The organism is Citricoccus sp. NR2 (genome assembly GCF_027594385.1).
Classification (GTDB): Bacteria; Actinomycetota; Actinomycetes; order Actinomycetales; family Micrococcaceae; genus CmP2.
This window is the reverse complement of the sequence record NZ_CP115154.1, coordinates 45,847-65,589: the sequence shown is the minus strand read 5'-3', so window position 1 is coordinate 65,589 and position 19,743 is coordinate 45,847. Positions and strand designations below refer to the sequence as shown.

General features: G+C 63.9%; 20 protein-coding genes and 3 tRNA genes. 12 read left to right on the top strand and 11 right to left on the bottom strand.

From position 1 onward, the window contains the following. Positions 1 to 34 precede the first annotated feature (34 nt). Together O1A05_RS00290 and O1A05_RS00285 are read right to left on the bottom strand one after the other, a co-directional pair. On the bottom strand, positions 35 to 619 hold the full coding sequence (locus tag O1A05_RS00290; protein WP_270106116.1) for a DUF1345 domain-containing protein: 585 nt from the start codon (positions 617 to 619) through the stop codon (positions 35 to 37). A 45-nt stretch (positions 620 to 664) separates the two neighbouring features. Then, positions 665 to 793, bottom strand: a complete 129-nt coding sequence (locus O1A05_RS00285) for a hypothetical protein (RefSeq protein WP_270106115.1) — start codon at positions 791 to 793, stop codon at positions 665 to 667. Positions 794 to 934: 141 nt separating this feature from the next. Here O1A05_RS00285 and O1A05_RS00280 point away from each other — a divergent pair, with 141 nt between their 5' ends. Together O1A05_RS00280 and O1A05_RS00275 are read left to right on the top strand one after the other, a co-directional pair. Beyond that, on the top strand, positions 935 to 2,155 hold the full coding sequence (locus O1A05_RS00280) for an MFS transporter (protein WP_270106114.1): 1,221 nt from the start codon (positions 935 to 937) through the stop codon (positions 2,153 to 2,155). A gap of 9 nt (positions 2,156 to 2,164) precedes the next feature. Then, a complete protein-coding gene (locus tag O1A05_RS00275) occupies positions 2,165 to 2,905 on the top strand; it encodes a hypothetical protein (protein ID WP_270106113.1) in 741 nt (246 codons plus the stop codon). Between the two features lie 26 nt (positions 2,906 to 2,931). Here O1A05_RS00275 and O1A05_RS00270 read toward each other — a convergent pair whose 3' ends face one another. Further along, positions 2,932 to 3,246: an XRE family transcriptional regulator gene (locus tag O1A05_RS00270; protein ID WP_270106112.1), complete on the bottom strand. Its 315-nt coding sequence runs from the start codon at positions 3,244 to 3,246 to the stop codon at positions 2,932 to 2,934. A gap of 281 nt (positions 3,247 to 3,527) precedes the next feature. Between O1A05_RS00270 and O1A05_RS00265 the strand changes: the two genes are divergently transcribed. Continuing rightward, the gene (locus tag O1A05_RS00265) at positions 3,528 to 4,709 is read left to right on the top strand and encodes an IS481 family transposase (protein ID WP_270106111.1); all 1,182 of its coding nucleotides are present in this window, start codon (positions 3,528 to 3,530) and stop codon (positions 4,707 to 4,709) included. Between the two features lie 549 nt (positions 4,710 to 5,258). Here the strand turns inward: O1A05_RS00265 and O1A05_RS00260 are convergent. After that, a tRNA-Ser gene (locus O1A05_RS00260) sits at positions 5,259 to 5,347 on the bottom strand. 134 nt (positions 5,348 to 5,481) lie between these two features. Here O1A05_RS00260 and O1A05_RS00255 point away from each other — a divergent pair. Continuing rightward, entirely contained in the window at positions 5,482 to 7,497 is a 2,016-nt protein-coding gene (locus O1A05_RS00255) for an FAD/NAD(P)-binding protein (RefSeq protein ID WP_270106110.1), read from the top strand. Positions 7,498 to 7,549: 52 nt separating this feature from the next. Here O1A05_RS00255 and O1A05_RS00250 read toward each other — a convergent pair. Next, positions 7,550 to 7,637, bottom strand: a tRNA-Ser gene (locus O1A05_RS00250). A gap of 112 nt (positions 7,638 to 7,749) precedes the next feature. Between O1A05_RS00250 and O1A05_RS00245 the strand changes: the two genes are divergently transcribed. Continuing rightward, positions 7,750 to 8,757, top strand: a complete 1,008-nt coding sequence (locus O1A05_RS00245; protein ID WP_442867674.1) for an NAD(P)H-quinone oxidoreductase — start codon at positions 7,750 to 7,752, stop codon at positions 8,755 to 8,757. A 36-nt stretch (positions 8,758 to 8,793) separates the two neighbouring features. Beyond that, positions 8,794 to 9,258: a hypothetical protein gene (locus O1A05_RS00240; protein WP_270106108.1), complete on the top strand. Its 465-nt coding sequence runs from the start codon at positions 8,794 to 8,796 to the stop codon at positions 9,256 to 9,258. Positions 9,259 to 9,266: 8 nt separating this feature from the next. On the opposite strand, the gene O1A05_RS00235 is transcribed toward O1A05_RS00240, so the two are convergent. The 4 genes from O1A05_RS00235 to tmk all read right to left on the bottom strand — a co-directional run bounded on the left by O1A05_RS00235 (position 9,267) and on the right by tmk (position 12,838). Beyond that, positions 9,267 to 9,340 (bottom strand) — tRNA-Thr (locus O1A05_RS00235). A 66-nt stretch (positions 9,341 to 9,406) separates the two neighbouring features. After that, complete coding sequence (locus O1A05_RS00230; protein ID WP_270106107.1) at positions 9,407 to 10,918, bottom strand: alpha/beta hydrolase; 1,512 nt, start codon at positions 10,916 to 10,918, stop codon at positions 9,407 to 9,409. A 25-nt stretch (positions 10,919 to 10,943) separates the two neighbouring features. Continuing rightward, complete coding sequence (locus O1A05_RS00225; protein WP_270106106.1) at positions 10,944 to 12,122, bottom strand: DNA polymerase III subunit delta'; 1,179 nt, start codon at positions 12,120 to 12,122, stop codon at positions 10,944 to 10,946. Next, positions 12,119 to 12,838: a dTMP kinase gene (tmk, locus tag O1A05_RS00220; RefSeq protein WP_270106105.1), complete on the bottom strand. Its 720-nt coding sequence runs from the start codon at positions 12,836 to 12,838 to the stop codon at positions 12,119 to 12,121. The genes O1A05_RS00225 and tmk overlap by 4 nt, the downstream gene beginning before the upstream one ends. Positions 12,839 to 12,926: 88 nt before the next feature. Here tmk and O1A05_RS00215 point away from each other — a divergent pair, with 88 nt between their 5' ends. From O1A05_RS00215 to O1A05_RS00205, 3 genes are all read left to right on the top strand, one after another. Next, positions 12,927 to 14,171: a trans-sulfuration enzyme family protein gene (locus O1A05_RS00215; protein WP_270106104.1), complete on the top strand. Its 1,245-nt coding sequence runs from the start codon at positions 12,927 to 12,929 to the stop codon at positions 14,169 to 14,171. A 9-nt stretch (positions 14,172 to 14,180) separates the two neighbouring features. Beyond that, the gene (locus tag O1A05_RS00210) at positions 14,181 to 14,531 is read left to right on the top strand and encodes a DUF2516 family protein (protein ID WP_270106103.1); all 351 of its coding nucleotides are present in this window, start codon (positions 14,181 to 14,183) and stop codon (positions 14,529 to 14,531) included. An 88-nt stretch (positions 14,532 to 14,619) separates the two neighbouring features. Beyond that, on the top strand, positions 14,620 to 15,375 hold the full coding sequence (locus O1A05_RS00205) for a phosphoglyceromutase (RefSeq protein ID WP_270106102.1): 756 nt from the start codon (positions 14,620 to 14,622) through the stop codon (positions 15,373 to 15,375). A gap of 117 nt (positions 15,376 to 15,492) precedes the next feature. On the opposite strand, the gene phoU is transcribed toward O1A05_RS00205, so the two are convergent. Next, the gene (gene phoU, locus O1A05_RS00200; protein ID WP_270106101.1) at positions 15,493 to 16,152 is read right to left on the bottom strand and encodes a phosphate signaling complex protein PhoU; all 660 of its coding nucleotides are present in this window, start codon (positions 16,150 to 16,152) and stop codon (positions 15,493 to 15,495) included. 223 nt (positions 16,153 to 16,375) lie between these two features. Here phoU and O1A05_RS00195 point away from each other — a divergent pair, with 223 nt between their 5' ends. Together O1A05_RS00195 and O1A05_RS00190 are read left to right on the top strand one after the other, a co-directional pair. Then, complete coding sequence (locus O1A05_RS00195) at positions 16,376 to 17,485, top strand: sensor histidine kinase (protein ID WP_270107464.1); 1,110 nt, start codon at positions 16,376 to 16,378, stop codon at positions 17,483 to 17,485. After that, positions 17,482 to 18,162, top strand: coding sequence for a response regulator transcription factor (locus tag O1A05_RS00190; protein WP_270106100.1), 681 nt, complete (start codon positions 17,482 to 17,484; stop codon positions 18,160 to 18,162). The genes O1A05_RS00195 and O1A05_RS00190 overlap by 4 nt, the downstream gene beginning before the upstream one ends. A gap of 104 nt (positions 18,163 to 18,266) precedes the next feature. On the opposite strand, the gene O1A05_RS00185 is transcribed toward O1A05_RS00190, so the two are convergent. Next, entirely contained in the window at positions 18,267 to 18,848 is a 582-nt protein-coding gene (locus O1A05_RS00185; protein ID WP_270106099.1) for a hypothetical protein, read from the bottom strand. A gap of 310 nt (positions 18,849 to 19,158) precedes the next feature. Between O1A05_RS00185 and O1A05_RS00180 the strand changes: the two genes are divergently transcribed. After that, entirely contained in the window at positions 19,159 to 19,671 is a 513-nt protein-coding gene (locus O1A05_RS00180; protein ID WP_270106098.1) for a CarD family transcriptional regulator, read from the top strand. Positions 19,672 to 19,743 lie beyond the last annotated feature (72 nt).

Sequence of the window (19,743 nt, the reverse complement as noted above, 5' to 3'; positions counted from 1 at the left end):
GGCTCCAGTGTAGTCAGAGGTGCTGAAAACATCCTTACGACAGCATCAGCGTGGCGAGAGAAGCGATCACCATCGAGTTGAATGCGAAGCTCACCAGCGCATGAGACTGCAGTGCCCGCCGCGCTCGCGACCCCGACAGCTGAGCATCGGCAGGACCCAGCATGGTGGAGACCCCCACGGCCAGCGTCATGTAGTCCGACCACATCGGGTGGGGCGTGCCGGGAAACGTGATCGACGCCGTCTCAGTGCGATAGTCGACGGCGGAGAGCCGAGCGTAGGCCAGCGCCTGCGTGACCACCACCGTCACCCAATTCACCACGGAAACCAGTACCGCCAGGATCCGCATGCCGAACTCAGCGCGCACCTCCGGTGAGATCATCACCACCACCGTGTAGATCAGTGCCAGCAGGCACATCTGCAGCGACAGCGACATGGTGCCGTCCGAGCTCATCAGGTTCATGAACCAGCCTCGATCGGTGCTGGGTCCGCTCGAGGTGGTGCGCAGCTTCTCGTGTAGCCGTGCCGAATCCAGCCGCTGGAACCACCAGATCGTCATCGTCACGTACACCAAGGAGTACAGAATCCAATAGACCCCCAGGTAAAGCAGTAGCGAGAACATATCTAGAGGCAGGCCCACTTCGTGATCAGGGCGAATGGAACCGATTCAGAGCGTCAGCGGGATGCTCAGGGGCAGGAACACCACCATTGAGATGGCCACGACCAGCGTGGATCTCCAGACGTCGCTGTCCATGGTCGATTGCCAGGCTCGGTGCGCCAGGGATCGTAGCCTCATGACGCCACTCTAACGACTGCCTGTGCGCGGGCGTGACTCACAGCGTGAGTGTGTTCAGGTTCGGTCTACAGTGAATCGAGGGGCGACCGCCTGGACCGAACGCCCTATCCAGATGACACACGACGAGGGGCTGAGATCACCGTGGGAGACACCTGGCAGGGGCACACACCCGGCACCGGTGGATACCGTCGGCTGCTGACCGGCCTCTTCCTGGCTGGTGTGGCGACCTTCGCTCAGCTGTACTCGCCCCAGGGGCTGCTGCCCTTGATCAGCCAGGACCTGGGTGTCAGTGCCGATCAGGCAGCACTGTTGATCTCCACCTCCACCCTGGGTCTGGCATTGTCCGTGATTCCGTGGGCGTTCATTGGCGACCGGATCGGACGCAAACGAGCGATGACGTGGTCGATCGTGCTCGCTTGTACTGCGGCAGTCGTCACCGTGGTGGTGCCCACCTTCGAGCTGATGCTCGCGTTCCGACTGCTGGAGGGCCTAGCCCTCGGCGGGGTACCAGCCCTGGCGCTGGCCTATTTGAACGAGGAAGTTCACCCTAAAACTGCAGCCCAGGCGGCGGGCACCTACGTGGGCGGCACCGTCATCGGCGGACTCTCCGGGCGCATCGTCGCCGCACCCTTAGGCGACCTGTTGGGTTGGCGCCTCGGGGTGTTGGTGGTCGTGGTGCTGGCGGTGCTCTGCGCCGCCGGATTCGTCGCGCTGAGCCCCCGCGCCCTCAATTTCGTGCCGGGACGCCAGAGCCTCACCGAAGCACTGCGCTCGATCACCGGCAACCTGCGCTCACCGTTGTTGCTCAGCATGTATCTGCACGCGATGCTGCTGATGGGTGGCTTCGTGGCCATCTATAACTTCCTCGGATTCCACCTTATGGAGGAACCGTTCTTCCTGCCCGTGAGTCTAGTATCCATGGTGTTCCTGGCGTACTTGGCCGGCAGCTACACCTCGCCCTGGGCGGGTAAACAAGCCGGAAAATACGGTCATCGGCGGGTGCTGATCCTCTTGGTGATCGTGATGATCGGCGCGGTGCTGTTGACGCTGACGCCGTGGCTCTGGCTGGTCATCATCGGACTGGTGGTCTTCACCGGGGCCTTCTTTGGCGCACACTCGGTGGCCTCCGGTTGGGCCGCTTCAGGCGCGGTAGCCGGGCGAGCGCAATCCTCGGCGCTCTACAACGTCGGTTATTACACCGGGTCGAGCCTCTTCGGCTGGCTCGGTGGCGTCTTCCTGCATTTCTATGGTTGGTCCGGCACTGTGCTGATGACCGCCGGACTTGCGGTGATCTCCCTGATCCTGGCCCTCGTGGTTCGCCCAGAGCGTCCCGCGGCAGACGGATTCTCGTCAAACCCCTAGACTGGTGGTATGGAGTACGTCGTTCCTCTGTTGATCCTTGCCGTGGTCGCCCTTATTGCTGTGGGCGTCGGCGTGCTCGTTTCGCGTGCCAGCAAGCGCGCAGGATCAGCAGGGAGCAATGGGTCAGCCGCACCGCGAAAGCGCCGCGGCTTGGCCAACCGGGTGAGCGCCGAAGCCGCCGCCGAAGCATCGGCCCGACTGGACCAGGAAACGCATCGCGAGGTCTACCGGCGCATCGCCGCCGGCCAGGCCGCCGAGGCCGCAGTGCTCTACCGCAACGCCACCGGTGTTGGCACCATGGACGCCATGTTTGATGTGCAGTCGCTGGCATCCTTCCCGCAGCAGTGGAACCCCGCACCGGTCGCTGACGTAGCTGGCATCGCGGACGAGAACACCGCCGATCAGCCGGACCCGAAGCCGATCCAGGACCCGACGACTGCTCCGTCTGTGGTGGAGAAGCGCGAATCGACTCCCGAAGTCACAGACCTGACCGTGCCGGACGATTGGCAGTCCGAGGAGCCCTCCGCTGACCAGCCGTTCCACGTGGAGGTCGTCCGCCCCGAAGGCACCGTTCAGCTCTCCAGTGATGAGCTGCCGGCCTGGCTGAAGGACCAGATCACCGCGCTCGTGCGCGACCAGCGCGTAGAAGAAGCCGCCAGCATGCTCGCCGAGCACACGCTACTCACCGACAACGAGTCCCTGGACCTGCTGCGCATCATCGCCCAAGAGCAGGGCAAACAGGACGACTGACCCCTCGGCCGGATCAAGAGGCTGGGTTAGACATCGTCTTCAGCGGTCGGTCCGCCTTCGCCTTCCCAACGGCCGATGGAATTGATCTTGCCGCGAGCGAATCGCAATCGCACGCCGTAGCCGCTGTCGGGACCATCCGCGATGAACACGGCTCCCAAGCTCGACAGCGACTGCTCTACCCGCTCTTGTGCTTCCAGGGAGAGGTCGTGGAGACCTTTCTCGAAGTTACGTAGTTCTTCCCTGGTCAGGTTGGATTCATTGGCTACATATTGGGCGCTGACGCCGACGAGGGCGCGGGCCGCGCGAGCCAAATCACCGTTGAATATGCGCACACTCTTCATGTGACCAGTGTCTCACCTTCAGGTGGCGCGAACCAGGGGTGGAGGGTGATCCGTCCACGAAAAAGCCCGGGAACACGAGGTTCCCGGGCTTCCTTCGGCGGAGACGGGGGTGTGTGATCTCAACACATCGTTCACCCATGTCCTGAGACATCCTTCGCTTTCCAAGACCACCGGGCCAGGCACCCGTAACTAGGCAGAGATCCTTCACCTAATGTCCTCAGACATCGTTCGACACCCAGGCCCTCATCAGATGTCTTGAGACATCGTTCAGGCTGAAACGCGTGAAAGTAAAAAATAAGGCCATCATCCTGGCCGTCACGCAAGGGTCCATGTCCACCAAGGCAACCGCAGCGCACTTCAATGTGACTGAACGATGGGTACAAACTCTGGTCCGCCGCTACCTCCAAGAAGGAGACAACGCTTTCGCATCTCGGTCAAAGCGACCGCTGACATCACCAAACCAAACCCCTCCCGAGACCCGGGACCGTATCCTGCAGCTACGGAGCGATCTCGTCAGCACTGGCTTAGACGCTGGCGCAGATTCCATTCGCGCCTACTTAGAAAACGAAGGCATTCTGGTGCCGTCACGATCGACCGTGCATCGAATTCTGCGCCAAGCCAACGCTGTGATCGATCAACCGCAGAAACGTCCTAATTCCTCATTGAATCGGTTTGTCGCCGTTCTACCCAACGAGATGTGGCAAGCCGATTTCACCCATTGGACACTCGCCGATGGAACAGACACCGAGGTACTGGACTTCATCGACGATCACTCACGATTCCTCATCAGCCTGCGCGCTTACCGCCGCGTGACAGTGCGCAACGTCGTCGAGCAATTCAGCGCTGCTTGCGAAGAACACGGACGCCCTCAGAAATCACTCACCGACAACGGCTTGGTCTTCACAACTCGGTTCGCAGGACGCGCTGGCAACGAAGACCCCGCAAAGAACCAATTCGAAAAGCTCCTCCATCGGTGGGACGTTCAGCAGATCAATGGGTCCCCGAACCACCCGCAAACGCAGGGAAAGATCGAACGCTTCCACCGGACCCTCAAGCAGTGGCTACGAGCTCAACCCAGGGCCAGATCGGTACAAACACTCAACAAACAACTCACTCAGTTTCAGCAGATCTACAACCATGACAGACCGCATCGAGCGATCAAGCGAAAAACTCCGGCCAGCGTCTATTCGGCTCTGCCGAAAGCAACACCGGTGCGACAACCTCAAGAGGACTACCGAATCAGAAACGACACCGTGGACAAGTTCGGCAAGCTCACTATCCGCTACGACGGAAAGCTCCGTCACTTAGGAATGGGGGCCACTTACTCAGGCATCCCGGTACGAATGATGGTCGATGACCGCGAGATCACCGTCATTCACCGAAAAACTGGCGAGATCCTCAGATACTTCGAAATAAACGTCTCAAAGAACTATCAGAAACCCACCAAACGCCTGAGTAAGTGACCCCAAAAACACTAATGTCCTGGGACATCGTTTGCACGATGTCCCAGGACATTACACGGCGGAGACGGGGGTGTGTGATCTCAACACATCGTTCACCCATGTCCTGAGACATCCTTCGCTATCCAGGACCACTCAATCGGAGGCTTGGAAGCACCTAGAGATCCTTCACCTAATGTCCACAGACATCGTTCGCCACCCAGTCGGCGGCAGAAGCCCTACAACTACATGCACAGCCCGAGGCGACAACCAGGCACAGTCACCGCAGGCACACCCGCACACGTCCAAAGAACGCCCCGAGCGCAGCAGGGCAAGGCAACACGAACTGCCTGCCTCCTAAGCAGCAACATCGTGCCCCGTCGAAAATTCTGTGAACACGGTGAGCAACAAGAATCTCGCGCGGCACCCGCGTGGCCAGATACGCCGGCGTGAAAGCACTCCAGACTCGAAGCATCTTCGTCCTCGGAAAATCCGCGGGGCCAGCCAAAACGTAGCCAGAAAACACGAATGTCCTGGGACATCGTTTGCACGATGTCCCAGGACATTACACGGCGGAGACGGGGGGATTTGAACCCCCGGTCCGGTTTTAGCCGGACCCTTCATTAGCAGTGAAGTCCATTCGGCCGCTCTGGCACGTCTCCCCACGATGTTCTCTTGCGAAAACATCGTCATGACAGGATACCGAATTCTGAAGCTCAAGATCAAAGCGACGCGGGCCACGTCGAACGAGATGCCCCACTAAGCTGAAGATGGCGCCACAGGGAAAGGGGAGCAGATGTCGCAGTCCGACACATCCAGCATTGGAGATGGTGAGACGACCACGATTGCCGTCGTCGGGGCCGGCCCGCGTGGGGTGTCTTTCCTGGAACGTCTGCTCGCACATCTGCGTCAAGACGACGGCTCCCGAATGGTGCGGATTCTGATCTTCGAGCCGCACGAAGTCGGCCCGGGGCGTGTCTGGTCGACTGCCCAGTCGGAACTGCTGCTGATGAACACTCCTTCGTTCTATCCCACCGCCGCCGCTACCCCAGGTACCGGACTGGCGGATTCGGGCGTGGGGCTGACTTTCGATCAATGGCGTCAGTCCACAGCATCGGTGAACGCGAGACTCCAGCGCAACGATTACCCGCCGCGTGCCATATACGGCGCCTACCTGCGTGAGCTCAGTGAGCGCGTCAGATCCGCTCTGGGTGCCTTGCCGAACGTCGCGGAACTCAACATCATTCACGAGCAGATCGTGTCACTGAACGAGTCACCCGAGGCGGGATACGTCCTCATCACAGCGTCGGGGCAGTCGACGCATGCCGATCATGTGGTGCTGGCGCTGGGCCATGGCGAAGCGCGGCTGAATCGTAACCAGCAGCAACTGCACGACGCGAGCGAATCGGCCGGGCTGCACTACTTCGCGCCGAATCTGCCCGCGGAAGTGGACTACGCCTCGGTACCCGCCGGGGAGTCTGTGCTGATTCGAGGCATGGGTCTGAACTTTTTTGACGCGCTGAGTCAGTTCACCTCTGCCCGAGGTGGCAAGTACGTCGAAACGAGGCGTGGCCCGGGGCAGCGGTTCGACTACATTCCGTCCGGGGAAGAGCCAGTGATCCAGGCCGGCTCTCGGCGCGGCACTCCGTACTTTCCTAAAGCAGAAACGGATGCCTTTGTCCCACATGGCGTCACCTTGCGCTATCTGACCGAAGCCAATGTCCAACGCCTTCTCGATCAGGACGAGCAGGTCGATTTCCAGCGTGACTTGTGGCCACTGATTCACCGGGATGTGGTGCGCGCCTACTACGACACCCTGGTGCAAGAGAAGCCCGAAACTTTCGGCTCCATCACGGTGGCCCGAAATTTCTACGCGCACCTGGTGACAATGCTCGAAGTCTCCGACAGGGGCGAGCCTCTGACGCGTCGGCATGTCGAAGGTGCTCTGCGCGATTTCGGCGTCGACCAGCACCCCTTCGACATTCGTTCGCTCTCGCAACCGATCGCCGACGCTTCCTTCGCCACCTCCGAGGAGTATCAGCGTGAGGTGCACGATGTGCTGGTGCAATTGTGTGAGCACGCGGCCGCGGGGGAGCGATCCGCGGTGATGATGGCGATTGGTACCCTGCATGCTGCGCGCCTGGTGGTGAAGCGACTGGTGGCCGAGCAACGGGTCTCCGATCCTTCCAAACTGCGCGACATCACCGGTTGGTTCGAGCCACTCGTTGAGGGACTGGCGTCGGGACCGCCGCTGGAGCGCATTGAGCAGTTGCTGGCGGTCTCCCGCGCCGGGCTAGTGCAGTTCATTGGTCCCGCGCCCCATTTCGAAGTGGCCGAGAGTGTTGATCACGAAGGACAGCAGCGGTTCGTGGCATTCAGTCCTCATGTGGGGACCGACGCGAACCCGGTGGCAGCCCACCTGCAACGGCGGCCGAGCCAGTTCCGGCATGAGGGCACCTGGATGCTAGAGGCAATGATGCCGGCGAACCAGGTACAGCTCTCGGAGAATCCGTTGCTGCGGAACCTGCTCGACGCCGGGCTGGCACGGCCCCATCCCGAAGAGAACGAGGAAGGCGCAATTCTGCCCGGACGTGGTCTCGATGTGACCACGCCGCGGCCGTACCGTTTGATTCGCGATGACGGCACAGTCCACGAGAGCATCTACGTGCTTGGTCTGCAACTGTCCTCCGTGCAGTGGGGCACCGCTATCGCCGCCGAGTCGGGGCAGGATCCCGATGGCCGGGCCTGGACGCTCGGAGATGCGGATGCCGCGGCCCGCCGGATCGTGGCCCATTTGGCCTCGTCCTCCTAGGGCCACGAGATACGAAAAGGCCCGGAACCTCGTGAGATTCCGGGCCGGTGCGCGGATGGTAAGAGATTCGAACTCTTGAGACGGGGTTACCGCCTACTGGTTTTCAAGACCAGCTCCTTCGGCCGCTCGGACAACCATCCTGGCCGTTCTATCTTACAGGCAGGCCGCAGGGGATCTGCAAAGCGAGCAATTCCTTGACCAGGAACGGCGGTCATGGGTGATGATGGAGCCATGACTCCCACCACCTCCACCATGTCTGCCATTGACTTTGAAACTCCCGCGGGCGAGGAGAAGCCCAGCTTCAAACACCCAGCAGACGTGGTGGTCAACCAACACCCACTGCCGAGCCCGGGGCCGGGCGAAGTGCTCATCAAGGTAGCCGCGGCCGGACTCAACAATCTAGACCTGCTGCAACGGGCCGGAAACTACCCGGTACCCGAGGGCGCCTCCGAGGTGCCCGGGGTGGAAGTGTCCGGCACCATCGAAGCAGTGGGCGCCGGGGTGGTCTCCTGGGACTTCGGCGCCCCGGTCTGCGCGCTGCTGGCCGGTGGCGGCTACGCCGAATACGTGACAGTGGATGCCCGCCAGGTGCTGCCCGTTCCGGACGGGATCCCGCTGGTAGAAGCGGCCGGGCTGCCCGAGGTGGCGGCCACCTGCTGGACGAACCTGGTGATGCAGGCCGGGGCCGAACCCGGGGACTGGGTGCTCGTGCACGGCGGCACCGGCGGTATTGGCTCGTTCGCGGTGCAGATGCTGGTTGCGTATGACGCCCAGCCGATCGCTACCGTGGGCTCGGAAGAGAAGCGCCAGCAGGCTATGTCCTTGGGCGCGGTGGAGGCTATCAACTATCGCGATGAGGATTTTGCCGAACGGGTGCATGAGATCACCGAAGGCCACGGTGCCGATGTCATCCTCGACGTCGTGGGCGGAAAATATCTGGAAGACAATGTGCGCGCGCTGGCCCACGGCGGGTGCGTGATCACCATTGGGCTGAGCGGGGGAGCCAAAGGCACCCTGCCGCTGCAGCATCTGATGGCCAAGCGGGGTTGGATCACCGGCTCCACCCTGCGCTCACGCTCCGTGGAGGAGAAGGCCGAGGTGATCGCCCAGGTGCGCGAGCACGTGTGGCCGATGATCGCCTCCGGTGCGATCAGCCCCAGCATCGCGAAAACCTTCCCGATGGCGGAGGCGGAGCGGGCACTCGAATATTTCGCCAGCGACGGCCGGACCGGCAAAATCCTACTGGTCATGGAACACTAGAGTCATGACATCGCACCTAACCGGGGGATCGTGCAGATGGCGCTAGGCCCCTTTGCCCGGCGTCGACAAGCGAAAAAGGATGACGACGAACTCGGCCACGAGCTCTGGCGGCGCGCCAACGACTGGTTCCGCCGTTCACTCGACCGCTACTGGCAGGTCGTGAACGAGGCCGAAGGTAGCGTGCCGGTCGACGAACACAACGGACTCGTGAATGCCGGCAACGTGCTGACCGATGTGGCCGACCGGGTACGTATCCTCTGCGTGCGTGCACACGCCCTGTACCCGGATGCAGGAATGGATGTGCCCTCGGGCGCCCAGGACGTGCATCGGGTGCTTTCGCGTGCCGCCAATCATTTGGCCACCGTGGCCCAGGCTGCCGCGATGTTCAGGCTGGGGCAGACGGACGTGTTCACGGTCGGGCGCCGCGCGGAGCGGGTCATCGAAGATGTGGAAGAAGCCGAACGGCTCGCGGCCCAGTGGGAAGAATCCACCGGCCGTTAAAGAGTGAGAGCCTCCTACCGGATTCGAACCGGTGACCTGCTCTTTACGAGGGAGCTGCTCTGGCCAGCTGAGCTAAGGAGGCAACGCGGCATGCACGATGCCACGAGAAGACATCTTAGCCGTACAGCGGGGCTCTGAGCAAAGCGCATCAACAGGTGGTGCCGTCCTCGGGAACGGTGCCGTCGACGAAGTAGTCATCCACCAGGGTGGCGATGCACTCGTTCTGCGGGCCGTAGGAGCCGTGCCCCTCGCCCTCGTTGGTGATGAGTACCCCGGAGTCGAGCTGCTCGGCCAGGGCGGGGGACCACTCGTAGGGAGTGGCCGGGTCGCCGGTAGTGCCGATCACCAGGATCGGGGCCGCGCCCTCGGCGGAGACCGTGTCCACCGAGTCGGCGCCGTCGTGAGGCCACTCGGCACAGTTGATCCCGCCATAGGCCAGATAGGCGCCGAAGGTGGGGGAGGCCTCGGCCAACTGGTCGGCGTGGGCGCGCATCTGCTCAGGATCATCAGCGCGCGGGTAGTCCAGGCAGTTGATCGCGGTGAACGCGGACTGGATGTTGGAGGAGTAGGTGCCGTCCTGCTCGCGCCCGGCATTGAGATCGGCGAAATACAACATCATGGACGGGTCCCCGTCGAGCGCCATGTTGAATCCCTCGCTGAGGATCGGCCAGCTCTGCTGCGAGTACAGCGGGGTGATGAACCCGGAGACCAAGGTGGACGCGGGAACGGTGCGGCCGTCCTGGGCCGTCTGAGGGTTCTCCTTGGCCTCCTCGAAGGCTGCCTGCACGGCAGCGACGACGTCGTCCTCGGTGGTGCCGGCTTGGCAGGTGGATTCCTCGGCGCACCATGCCGCCCAGGAAGCCAGGGCCTGCTCGAAACCGGCGGCCTGACCGGTGGCGACCTCTTCCTCGGTCAGCGACGGGTCCAGTGCGCCGTCGAGCACCATGGTTCCGACGTTCTCGGGGAACAGCTCGGCGTAGGTCGCGCCCAGCTTGGTGCCGTAAGAGAAGCCCAGGTAGTTCAGCTGCTCGCTGGAGCCGAGCACAGAGCGCAGCACGTCCATGTCCCGGGCGGCGGATTCGGTGTCGACAAAGCGCAGCACCTCGCTGGTGTTCTCCTCGCAGGCTCGGGCGAACTCGGCGGCCATCTCAGCGGCGGTGGCCAGACCCTCCTCAGTGGCGGGGTCGTAGCTGACCTGGCGCTGTTCGTCAGTCTCCTCATCGGACAGGCAGCGCACTGGCTCGGACCGGGAGACCCCGCGCGGATCGAAGCCCACCACGGTGTAGGCCTCGCGCAGGGTCTCGGTGGTGACGGTGTCCAGGTAATCGAGGACGACGTCCACCCCGGAGGATCCGGGGCCGCCCGGGTTGACCAGCAGCACGGGCTGATCGGGGTCGGCCTCACCGGACCGGGCGGCGACGATCTCGATGGTGTCGCCCTCGGGGTCCGCATAGTCCAGCGGCACCTCGACCCGGGTGCACTCGGAGTTCTCGTCGTCCTCGCAGGTGTCCCAGACGGCGTCCTGGGTGTAGAACCGCTCGAGGCTGGCCTCAACCTGTTCGGGTGGTGCTTCCTCGGTGGACTCGCAGCCGGTGGCCACCACGGCGGTGAGGGCGAGCAGACCGAGCCAGCGCAGGCGCCGTCGGGGACTGGGAGACATAGGGGACGTCCTTTCGGGGGAAGTTCTAGCGGCGCGGGACGAAGGCCAGCAGCATGGCCTCGACGGCGAGCTGCGGGGGGACGTTGCTGGTGAGGCGGGTGCGGGCCTGGCCGATGGCGTCGATGGCGGCCAGGGTGTGCTGGGAGGTGCCCTGGCGGGCGTAGCCGATGATCTGGTCACGCAGATGCTCGTTGATCAGCTCGGCGTCGGTGCCCAGCTGGACGGCCAGCACATCGCGGAACAGCCCGATCAGATCGATCATTGCCTTGTCGAGTGCGTCATGGACGCTGCGGCGGTTCCGGGCGGTCTGTTCTTCCTCGAGCCGCTTGACATGGTGGCGCAGTTTCGGCGGGACGGTGTCGCCCTCACTCAGGCCGAGGGAATGCAGGAGCCGAACGCGCTCGGCGGTGTTGCGTTCTTCGGCGGAGGCGGTGGCTTCCTGCTGGGTGATCTGAATGAGATCGGCCGCCTCGGCCATGGCCTGGGAGGTGGAGCCAACGCGCAAAGGCAGCGAGACGATCTGTTCGCGGCGGGCCCGGGCCTCCGGGTTGGAAGCCAGCCAGCGGGCCACGCCCACATGGGACTGGGAGGCCCGCGCGGCGAACAGCGCCATTTCCGGGTCGAGGCCGTCGCGCTCGGTAAGTAGCCGGGCCACACTCTCGGCCGAGGGGATAGTCAGCGAAATCTTTCGGGTGCGGGAGCGGATGGTGATCAACACGTCCGCGGGCGAAGGCGCGCACAGCATCCAGATGGTGCGCGCGGGCGGCTCCTCGATGGCTTTGAGCAGCACATTGGTGGCGCGCTCGGTCATCCGGTCGGCGTCTTCCATAATGAAGATGCGCCAGCGGGCGGTGGCGGGGCGATCTTGGGCCAGACCGATGAGGTCGCGGATTTCGTCGATCCCGTAGTTCACCTTCTCGGTGGCCATCACTTTGACGTCGGGGTGGGTGCCGGAGGCGATGGTCAGGCAGGTGGGGCAGATGCTACAGCCGCGTTGAGCCGGATCGGGGTTCTCGCACTGCAGGGCCTGGGCGAAGGCGCGGGCGGCGGTGGAGCGCCCGGACCCGGGCGGGCCGGTGAACAGCCAGGCGTGGGTGGGAGCCTCCTGCTGGGCGGCACGGTGCAGCTGGGCCACTGAGGCGGACTGGCCGGTCAGATCGTGCCACACAGCCGGGAACTGGGCGACGTCGAGGGTCTGCGTCATCGATCTCCTCCTGCGGCTGTTGAGTCTGCTGCGTCTGGATGGTCGAGGTCATGGGCGATGCGCTGCTGAATCTGCGCGGTGAGTTCCTCGACCGAGGCCCGGGCGTCGAGGACGAGATAGCGTTCCGGGGCCGCGCGGGCCCGGCGCAGGAACACCTCGCGCAGGCGGTGCTGGAAATCCTCGCCCTCGGCCTCGATGCGGTCGGCGGTGCCGGCGGCGGCCTGTTCGCGGGTTTCCCGCCGTCGTCGTGCTTCATCGACCGGCAGATCGAGCACCACGGTGAGATCAGGCAGGGTTCCGTTGACCGCGCGGTCGTTGATCGTGCTGACCCAGTCTTCGCCCAGGTCGCGACCCACACCCTGATAGGCCAGGGAAGAATCGAGGAAGCGGTCGGAGACCACCACGGCCCCGCGTTCCAGGGCGGGGGAGATCACGGTGCGCACGTGGGCGGAACGGGCTGCGGCGAACAGCAGCGCCTCGGTGACCGAGTCGACGGGCGCGTGGCGGGGATCCAGCAGCAGTTCCCGAATCCGTTCGGCCAGCTCGGTGCCGCCGGGCTCGCGGGTACGCACGGTTTCGCGCCCCTGGGACTCCAGCCACCGGCAGACGGCGTTGACCTGGGTGGATTTCCCGGAGCCGTCCCCGCCTTCGAAGACGACGAAGTATCCGGGGGTCTTCAGAGGGGCAGGCGGAGCCGGCTGTGAGTCGTCGTGCACCCCTTCAGCCTACGTCAGGCCCCCGCGCGGCTTCGACATCTGGAACAACGCACACCGTCAGCGGAGAGGAGAGGAATACAGTGTTCCCATGGCCGATCACGACACCGCTTTCACGCCCGCTTCCACGCCTGCCTCCGCCGATACTTCCGCACCGCAATTGCGAGTGGAATCCTTGCTGGTCGCCGCCGCCCGCCCGGCTCCCGAGGAGAATGCGCCGGTGAACGCCCCGGTACATTTCACCTCCACGTTCCACGGCACCGCCACCGATGCGGTGCCCGGCCAGCGGGTGTATGCGCGCATGTCGAACCCCACCTTCGACGGGCCCGAGCGGCTGCTCGCCGAGCTGGAGAAGGTGCGCGACGCCGAGGCCACGCCCGCCCTGTTCTTTGGCTCCGGCATGGCCGCCATCACCGCCGTGTTGCACCTGGTGCCGGTGGGCGGACATGTGGTGGTGCCGCGCCACGCCTACCAGGGGTTGGGCAGCCTGCTCGATCAGCTGGCCGAGGCTGGACGGCTCTCCGTGACTCGGGTGGACCTGCGTGATCTCGACGAGGTCCGCGAGGTGCTGGATCAGCGCCGGAACGCGGGTGGCACGGTGGATCTGCTGTGGCTAGAGTCGCCCACGAACCCGATGTTGGAGGTGGCTGATCTTCCGGCGTTGGTGGCGCTGGCGCATGAATACGGTGCGCTGTGCGCGGTGGACAACACGTTTGCCACCCCGCTGCTGCAGCAGCCGCTGCGCCTGGGCGCGGACGTGGTGGTGCACTCGGTGACCAAGTATTTGGCGGGGCACTCGGATCTGATTATGGGCGCAGTGGTGGTTGACGACGTCGAACTGCGCGCCCGGCTGGCCGGCCACCGCACCCTGTTCGGTTCGATCCCCTCGGCCATGGATGTGTACTTGGCGCTGCGCGGTATGCGTACCCTGGCCCTGCGGCTGGAACGTGCCATGGACAGCGCTGCGGAGTTGGCCCGCCGGCTTGAGGTGCGCGGCTCCGATCCGGTGCGCTATCCCGGGCTGGCTTCCCACGAGGGGCACGCGCTCGCAGCTGCGACGTTGCAGGGTGGTTTCGGGGCGGTGCTCACCGTGGATCTGGGGTCGGCCGACCGCGCAGATGCGGTGGTGCACGGGCTACGGCTGTGGAACCCGGCGACCTCGCTGGGCGGAGTGGAATCGTTGGTAGAGCGGCGACGTCGATTCTCGTCCGAACCGAGTACGGTCCCGGAGGGCATGCTGCGGCTGTCGGTGGGCATCGAGCATGTGGAGGATCTGTGGGCCGATCTTGATCAGGCGCTGCGCGCCGCCGACGCTCAAAGCGGCGCTGGGCGGTAGGCTGGGTGCATGTCGTACCTCGTTTTCGTTCTCATGCTGGAGGGCTGGATTATGTTCGCCCTCACCGTGACCGGCGGCGTGTTGGCGCTGTGGGCGGTGGCCGACTGCGTGAGCCGCGGCGGCACCCAGTTCGAACGTGCGGGGCTGCGCGGCAAACAGTTTTGGCTGATCCTCACCGTGATCGCCGCGGTGGTGGCCGGGCTGGGCGCCTGGAGCTCGCTGGTCGCGCTACTGCAGTACGGCTCACCCACGGGCCAGCTCGGTTTGTTCGGCATTGCCGCGCTGTGTGTGGCCGCCGTGTATCTGGCGGGTCCGCGCCGTCAGCTCAAGCTCTACGGCGACTCCGGATACGGCTACTAAGCCAGCCGGCGTCTCGCGACGTGGTGGTCGGGCTGTCACGGAGACCGCAGCTGTCGTGAACGAGCGACCCTGCCCGTAGACTGGCACCATGGCTGAGACTGCATACAAGCTCGTCCTGCTCCGGCACGGTCAGAGCGACTGGAACGAGAAGAACCTGTTCACCGGCTGGGTCGACGTGCCGCTGACCGAGAAGGGCCGCACCGAGGCCGCCCGAGGCGGTGAGCTGTTGGCGCAGGAGGGGCTGCTTCCCGACGTATTGCACACCTCGCTGTTGAAGCGCGCGATCACCACCGCGAACCTGGCGCTGGAGACCGCCGACCGTCAATGGATTCCCGTCAAGCGCAACTGGCGCCTCAACGAGCGCCACTACGGTGCGTTGCAGGGTAAGAACAAAGCGGAGATCCGCGACGAGTTCGGCGAGGAGCAGTTCATGGTCTGGCGCCGCTCCTACGACACCCCGCCGCCGCAGCTCGATGACTCCTCGGAGTTCTCGCAGCACGGTGACCCGCGCTACGCTGAACTGGGCGAGAACGCGCCGCGGACCGAGTGCCTCAAAGACGTTGTCGAGCGGTTGTTGCCGTATTGGAATGACCAGGTCGTTCCTGACCTGCAGGCCGGCAAAACCGTGCTGATCGCCGCTCACGGCAATTCGCTGCGCGCGCTGGTGAAGCACCTGGAAGGGATCTCTGACGACGAGATCGCCGGGCTGAACATTCCCACCGGCATTCCGCTGTACTACGAGCTGGGCGCGGATCTGAAGCCGCTGGGCGCAGGCCGCTACCTCGACCCGGAGGCTGCTGAGGCCGGCGCTGCGGCCGTGGCCAACCAGGGAGCGCAGCACTGACGTCACCGCGCGTCGGAGCGAAGAGCGTCTAGAAGACAAACAACAGGGCGGCCCCTCCGAGGAGGGGCCGCCCTGTTCGTGTCTGGTGCAGATCCGGTGGATCTCACCGATCGGTGTTCAGGCGGAGGGAATGGTGGGCTCCCACTCACCGGTGAGCAGGTAGGTCACCTTGCGGGACACCGACACGGCGTGATCAGCGAAGCGTTCGAAGTAGCGCGACGCCAGCGAGACATCGACGGTCTGGGGAGCGGTGGCATCCCAGTCGGCGGCGGCAACGGCCTTGAAGTTCTGGGCGTGCAGCTCGTTGATCTCATTATTCAGCTTCACGATCTCACGGGCGTAGTCCAGGTCGTGCTCGGTGAGCAGCTGCTCCAGGGCGGCAGCCACCTTCACGCAGTCATCTGCCATGCGGCTGAATGACTCGCGGCGCGACTCCGGGAACACGAGCTCGGGGTAACGCAGGCGGGTCAGCTGAGCGATGTGGCGAGCCAGGTCGCCCATACGCTCCAGCGAGGTGGACATGCGCAGGGAACCCACCACGGTGCGCAGGTCGGTGGCAACGGGAGCCTGGAGGGCCAGCAGCTCAATGGCCTTCTCATCCAGGGTGTTCTGCAGCGTATCGATCCGGGCATCATCGGAGATCACCTGCTCCGCCTGCTCGACATCAGCGGTCTCCACCGCTTCGCGGGCACGCTCCATCGCCACGCGGACAAGTCCGGCGATCTCTACGAGCTGGTCACCCAGGGACTTCAGGTCAGCCTGGAACAGTTCACGCATGTGCTCCTCATTTCTGCGCGCAACAACAACACGGTCATACCTATCATGACGCATCGACGTGAACGGCAGTTGAACTTTAGCTACGTTCAGTTGCACAACCGGGCTCAACGGGTCGACGACGAGAAACGTCACCACACGAGAGGGTAGTGTTTCTTGGGTGGATGATCTAGTGCTCGTCGGCGTGCTCAGCGGTGTCACCGGGCTCGTGCTCGGTCTCGTCGCCATGCTCGCCTTCCGCGTCTCGGAGCGACGGCGGGCCCGCTACATGGTGGTCGATGAACCGCTGATTCCGTCCGGCGCCGCCGATGTGCTGGCCGTGGTGGGTCGGGCCTATGTAGTGGTCGACGCCGTCGACGGCGTGGTGCGCGCCAACCCGACCGCCTACGCCTACGGGCTGGTGCGCGGTCACCATCTGGTGCACGACCTGGTGGTGGACCTCACTCGACGCGTACGTGAAGACGGTGTGATTCTGGACCGCCGACACGAACTCACCCGCGGCCGCTATGGCGATGAACGCTGGCAGGTACACCTGCGCATCGCGCCGCTGGGGGACGAATACATTCTGATCCTCGCGGAGGACCGCACCGAGCTGACCCGCACTGAAGCGATCCGTCACGACTTCGTGGCGAACGTGTCCCACGAACTCAAAACACCCGTCGGTGCGATCGGTTTGCTTTCTGAAGCCATTGACGACGCCGCCGAAGACCCGGTGGCTGTGCGCCGATTTACCCGCCGGCTGTCCATCGAATCCGTGCGCCTGGGCGAGCTGGTGCAGGACATCATTGAGCTCTCCCGGCTGCAGAGCAAGGACGTTGCCGGCGAAGCCTCCCCGGTAGACATGAACCGGGTGGTCGCCGAGGCGGTGGACCGGGTCCGCACCGAGGCCGAGGCCCGCGGCATCACGCTGCGGGTGGCCGGGGAGATCACCGGTGTCGTGTTCGGCGACCCGGATCAGCTGATGACCGCAATTCGTAATCTGGTCGACAATGCTGTTAGCTACTCACCGGAGAACACGGTGGTCGGCATCGGGATGAAATCGGTGAAGGGGCTGGCCCGAATCTCGATTACCGATCAGGGCCCCGGCATTGCCTATGAAGACCAAGAGCGGGTGTTTGAGCGTTTCTATCGCGTTGACGCCGCCCGCTCACGCCAGACCGGTGGCACCGGTCTGGGGCTCAGCATCGTCAAACATGTGGTCGCTAACCACGGCGGCGAAGTGTCGCTGTGGTCAAGACTCGGATCGGGATCCACCTTCACCGTGAAGTTGCCCGAGAGCGACCCCGAGATCCCTCAGGAGACCACCGAATCCGGTGGGAAAGGAGAACTAAGATGAGTCGGATCCTCGTAGTGGAGGATGAGCCGTCCATCAGTGACCCGCTGTCCTACCTGCTGGAGCGCGAAGGGTATGAGGTCACCGTCGTTGAAGATGGCCACGATGCGGTCTCCGAATTCGAGAAGGCCGGCGCTGATCTGGTGTTGCTCGACCTGATGCTGCCCGGTCAGCCAGGCACCGAAGTGATTCGCCAGTTGCGCGGCACCTCGAACGTTCCGGTCATCATGCTCACCGCCAAGGACTCGGAGATCGACAAGGTCGTGGGTCTGGAACTCGGCGCGGATGACTACGTCACCAAGCCGTACTCTTCGCGGGAACTGGTGGCGCGTATTCGTGCGGTGTTGCGCCGTCAGGCGGAGCCGGACGAGCTGGTCAGCACCTCCGTGCAGGCTGGACCGGTGCGCATGGATGTGGAACGGCATGTGGTTACCGTCGGTGGCGACCAGACCTCGATGCCGCTCAAGGAATTCGAGCTGCTCGAGATGCTGCTGCGCAACGCCGGTCGGGTGCTCACCCGCGGCCAGCTCATCGACCGGGTGTGGGGCGCCGACTACGTGGGGGACACCAAGACCCTCGACGTGCACATCAAGCGGCTGCGCTCCAAGGTGGAGCCGGACCCGTCAAACCCGCGTCATCTGGTGACCGTGCGCGGGCTGGGCTACAAGTTCGAGCCGTAGACCGCAGCAGACATAGGGAACATAGCGAAGGGCCGGCGCCTCATCTCCTGGATGCTGCGCCGGCCCTTCGTGATGATGTTTCAGGACCCGGTAGGGGTGTGGGATCAGTGCCCGCCGTCTTCGTCGACGCCCACCCAGTGACCGCCGCCGTGCTCGGGGAAGTCGTAGAGGTGATCGGTCAGCTCGCCCTCGGACACCTCCACGGGCAGGAAGTCCCGGTACTCGGGCAGTGCTGCGGAGAGCACCGCGATGCGCAGCGGCTCGGTGGTGCCGTTGACGGAGACCTCAGCGTCCACCATGCCGCCGGGGTGGCCGCCGATATTGGTCACGACGGTCTCGTTCTCTTCGGCCTCGAGCATCAGGTTCTCGAGGTTGCCGGGAACCGAGAAGTCGAAGCTCTCGCCGTTCACGGTGATGGTGACCTCGGCTGGTTCGCCGTCCGAGGTGGACAGGGAGCCGATGAAGCGGCCCGCGCCGTTTTCTTCAGCGGCAATCAGAGCGATATTGCGCAGCTGGACGTTGTCAACATTGGCCTGCACGCCGTCTGAGGGGGCGTACTCCAACGTGGTGGCTTGCAGATTGACGGCGCTGCAGGCGGTGGTGCCTAGCAGAGCGAGGGCTGCCAGGCCGGCCACAGAGGCGCGGCGAATGGTGGTGGCCTTCACGATGGTGTTCTCCTCGATCACGGTCGGTGCATGAAAACAGTGATGTTCCCTTAGAGAGTATCTCATTCGCGCCGTCTCCGACGACGTGAGACGCTGTGTACGCCAACCGGTGCACGACCCCTCTTCAGCCCCTGCTGATCAGGGTTTTCCTGCACCGCGCCAGGCCTGGCTGTGCTGCGACGCGGCGTGCATCCCGGAACGAATTCGCGGGGACGACGCAGAGTGACGTCGGGGGAGCATTATGGGTGATGCAGGCCGCAAAGAGGCGACGACACTCCCGGAATCACGGGGCTCTGTGATAGACTAAACGCCGGGAAAGGGGTTTATCCACATGGTTTTTGAGGTCGGCGAGACTGTCGTCTACCCGCACCACGGTGCGGCAACTATCGAAGAGATCAAGATGCGGAAGATCAAGGGTGAGGAGAAAACCTACCTGAAACTTCGTGTCGCTCAAGGTGATCTGACTATTGAGGTCCCCGCCGAAAACGTCGACCTGGTCGGCGTTCGCGATGTGGTCGATGATCAGGGTCTGCAGGAAGTGCTGGATGTCCTGCGCGCAGAATTTACCGAAGAGCCGACCAACTGGTCGCGTCGTTACAAGGCCAACCTGGAGAAGCTCGCCTCTGGCGATGTCATTAAGGTAGCCGAGGTAGTGCGTGACTTGTGGCGGCGTGAGCATGACCGCGGCCTGTCCGCAGGTGAGAAGCGCATGCTGGCCAAAGCACGCCAGGTGCTGGAGTCCGAACTCGCTTTGGCGAAGGACATCAGCGAAGAAGAAGCCATCGGCCTGCTGAACGAAACCCTGGAAGAGGTGGCACCGGCCGCAGCGGCCGCCGCCAAATAATTCCATCATGGCAACCTGCCACACACGACGGAGGGCGAACCATACGGTTCGCCCTCCGTCGTCTCTGTCTGC